Annotated in this window: 4 protein-coding genes; all 4 read right to left on the bottom strand. The window is 39.9% G+C overall.

Features of this window, described 5'->3' with window-relative positions; genetic code table 11:
• Nucleotides 1-460 precede the first annotated feature (460 nt).
• Entirely contained in the window at nucleotides 461-589 is a 129-nt protein-coding gene (locus BJP37_RS44070; protein ID WP_269087092.1) for a hypothetical protein, read from the bottom strand.
• Between the two features lie 172 nt (nucleotides 590-761).
• Entirely contained in the window at nucleotides 762-1,211 is a 450-nt protein-coding gene (locus tag BJP37_RS30085; protein WP_075904406.1) for a hypothetical protein, read from the bottom strand.
• Between the two features lie 6 nt (nucleotides 1,212-1,217).
• The gene (locus tag BJP37_RS30080) at nucleotides 1,218-2,510 is read right to left on the bottom strand and encodes an AAA family ATPase (protein ID WP_075904403.1); all 1,293 of its coding nucleotides are present in this window, start codon (nucleotides 2,508-2,510) and stop codon (nucleotides 1,218-1,220) included.
• Nucleotides 2,511-2,742: 232 nt separating this feature from the next.
• Nucleotides 2,743-3,636 (bottom strand): metal ABC transporter permease, encoded by an 894-nt coding sequence (locus tag BJP37_RS30075; protein WP_075904401.1) that lies wholly within the window; start codon nucleotides 3,634-3,636, stop codon nucleotides 2,743-2,745.
• Nucleotides 3,637-3,728 lie beyond the last annotated feature (92 nt).

The following is a 3,728-nucleotide window of genomic DNA, read 5'->3' as shown; positions in this document are numbered from 1 at the left end:
CGTACGGTTCTGAAGACGAGTCAGGGAGGCGACTCCTCGGCTTAGTTTAATAAATCACCCGGTACATGAGTAAAACCGAGGTGCAGGCAGTATTGTTGCGTCGTACCGCGCGTTTCTTGGTTAGAAGTTACCGTCAGAATAAGGCAGCCTTTATGGTTTGTCGGCTATGGGTAAAAGGTTTAAAACTTTATGATTAAGGCTGCCTTATTCTAAGGTTTCGTCTCCGGAAGGGATGGGACTTAGTTTGCTTGATGCAGTTGAGCTTGGATGGATTAATTGCAAGCATAGCAAAACTAAGGCTTTTAAGGAACTCCTGGTCGAGATGCCAGGATCGCCTAGAAAGATGAGTGGAAGGCTTAACTCCAATTGCTGACTACCACTCCTCCCTCAGGCAACAATAAATTGCACCTTGACCGTTTTATACCGGATTATCCCGATTAATGACGGTTTAAGAGTATCTCTAAGTCTGGCCTAATTCACCTAGGGCTCGCGATCGCCCCCGACCCCTAGCTAGAAAACCGGTGATGCGATCGCGTAGCGTGACCGTTCGCGTAGCGTGGCCTTTTGGCCAAAGGTCAATCGCAATCAAGTTTCAGCAGACTTCCTAGTACAATTCCCTAGTTGCCCAATTGTCACCTTTCTTCGGACTTCCCTATAAAATAGACACAGCTCAACCAGTTAGGCTCAAAATCAGGAGACTGAAGTAGCATACAGTGACTTTACTCTAAAGAAAGTCAAGAAGAAGAAGCCTAAGCATAGGCTTACCTACTTTTTTTCTTGATGGTGAGCTTACTTAAATCACAACTATCTTGAATAGTCTTAATTTTGAATTCAGCATTATAGTTCTTATCAAACTTCTTTTCTAGCTGTTGTATGGTCGTTGTTTGCCTGGGAACGCGAGTAGAAACTACAAAGCACCACTTTTTGATTTTTTTTGGGTTATCTGAAAGTAACCTAATAGTCGATTCTATTTGCTTAACTGCATGGGGAATATCACGTCCTTTCAACTCTACATAAATTTCTAATCCGTTACTACAAACAAGGGCATAATCACAGCGCAGAGTTTCATTATCTCGGATAGCGCAGCCATCAACTTTAATTACTAATATTTTATCTTTGTTGTGATTTTCAAAAGTTAGTTTACTTTTCTTTTCCTTTAATACGATTTTCTTGTCATCTTTATATTCCTCACAGCCTGGGCAAGATTTCATAAATACTCACGCTAAGTCCAGAAGTTCATCAAACTCAATAGCTAGCTCATCAGAAACACCGTCAATAAGATTGGCATCGATCAGACCTGTCTCTTTGTCTAACATATTTTCAGCTTTGCCATTTTCTAGGACATAGGCTGATAAATCCAAGGTACTCAGGGCTTTATACCTAGGAACGATTTCTTCTAATTTAGGTAAGACATCCTCGCTAGATTCTTCATAGAGCATACCAGCTTGAATAAGATTATTAATTGAAGTTAGGATGTAAGGACTATGGGTGGTGATAAAGAATTGAAGTTTTTTCCGATCAGAATTAAAAACACAGGCGATTAACTCAACCATGTTTCGTTGTGCGCTTGGAAATAGATGAGCTTCTGGTTCCTCAATATAAACAGTTTGTCCAGCCGAACGAGCATCAACTAAAAAAGATAATGCTGAAAGCATAATCGTCAGGGGAAATGTTGCTTGCTGACCAGAAGAAGAGTTGGCAATACTAATCCGTCTTCCATCTGCCATCTTCACAAAATCTTCGCCTTTTTCCTGTATGTGTTCCCCACATAACACTTTTTTAACAAGCCTGTCGATTTCATCGTTTATCTCTTTTTTGTTGATATCTTCAGTTTCTTTGATGATTCTCACATTCAAACGTTTTATAGTTTCGTAAGTGGAACCAAACTCGATCAGAAATGGATCGATAACACTCTTATTAGAAATCAAAGAAAATATACTACTTTGGAGATTCGCAAAGAAAGAGCGACCAGCAGGAATAAAAAGCTGGGTATAAGCTGCCTCATCACATACTGAACTACTCAAAAATTTTGTCAACTGTTCTCTTAGAATTTCCCTACTGAACAAAATTCTTTCAACCAGCTCCAATTGAGTAATTTTGTCAGAGCTTTTCCCGCTAATTTTTTTCAGCCCTTTGCGTAATTCTAATAGTTCTTTTTTAAATAATTCTGAGTAACTAATATCAAGTTTACCCTTAGTATTTGGTTTTTTTGAAATTTCGATAAAAACATTAGAGATATCATACTTAATATAGAAATCATCATCTCCCCATGAATCTGGAGGAAAGTAGTTTTCAAAAGTTTTAGAGTAACTTGACTCTAGTTGACGCTTTGTTTGTTGATTTTCTACTGTATATAAAATTTTCCAAACAAAGTTTTTAAAGTAAAAAAGAAGTTTAGCACATACACTTTTGCCACTAGCTTGAGGTCCAATCACGATATTGATTCGTTTAACCTCAATCTCTAGTTCCTCGATACCAGCAAAATTTTTAACTGTAAGTTTTTCAACCATGACCAGAGATTAGAGTAAGCTGAGTTCTAGTGCATGGGTGTTGCTAGCCCTTACACTACACTATTCTTGATTTCTTCAGTATACTCTAGAATGTTGAACATGCTATTACCATGTTCAACATGCTGATAGCCAATACCTAATAGTTAATGGCTGATAGTACCTCAAGTAGCGTGCGCGTAGCGCTAATCGCTGTTCGCTGATTGCTGATTGCTGATTGCTGTCAACTGATTGCTTACCCTCGATTCAATCTCAATAACTCTTTCAGCAAAGTCAATAACTTAGCCGGGCGACCTGCTATCGCTGGCTCCGTGAGAATCCCTTGGCTTGGGCTAAACAAAAATGCCAGGAAAAATAAGCCAAAGATTACCATTACAATTGCTGGACCTGATGGCCAATTAAAATAATAGCTTATATACATCCCACTGACACTGGAAATAATTCCAATCATTGAGCCTAAACCCATCATGTGATGTAATTCTTTGACTAATAAATAAGCCGTAGTCGCGGGTCCGATTAACATAGAAATAACCAGCAACACCCCTACCGTCTGCATACTGGCGACAATGGTGAGAGTAATCGCCAAGATTAACCCAAAATAAATGACTTTTACCGGTAAACCGCTAGCTTGCGCTCCCAAAGGATCAAAAGTATAGAATAATAGCTCTTTATAGAACAACTTTGTTAATAGTAAAATTACTCCTGTAATCACCAGGGTTTGCCAGACATCTCCTGGTCTCACCCCTAAGATGTCACCAAAAAGAATATTTTCTAAGTCAAGTTGGTTAGTTTTCAGCACCGTAATTAGTATCACTCCCAAACCTAAAAAACTGCTGAAAGTCAACGCCATTGCTGCATCCACTTTGACTCGCGTACGCTTAGGAATTACGGCGACAACTAAAGCGCTAAGGACACCTGCAATAAAGGCACCAATAGAGATATTTATTCCTAAAAAAAAGGCGATTGAGAGACCAGGTAAAACTGCATGGGCAATCACACTACTAATCAGGCTCATTTGTTGTACAATTAAGTAGCTGCCTACCACTGCGCCTAATATCCCCAACAGCACAGCCGTTGCGATCGCATTCCGCATAAATTCAAAACCTAGGGGCTCAATCAGCCAATTCATACTAAATAAAAGGGAACAGGGAACAGGGAACAGGGAGTCGGGAGTCGGGAGTCGGGAGTCGGGAGTCGGGAGTCGGGAGTCGGGAGTCGGAA

It is taken from the genome of Moorena bouillonii PNG (genome assembly GCF_001942495.1).
In the GTDB taxonomy this organism is placed as follows: Bacteria; Cyanobacteriota; Cyanobacteriia; order Cyanobacteriales; family Coleofasciculaceae; genus Moorena; species Moorena bouillonii.
Note: the sequence above shows the minus strand (reverse complement) of the source record. Positions and strands in the feature narration are given on the sequence as shown.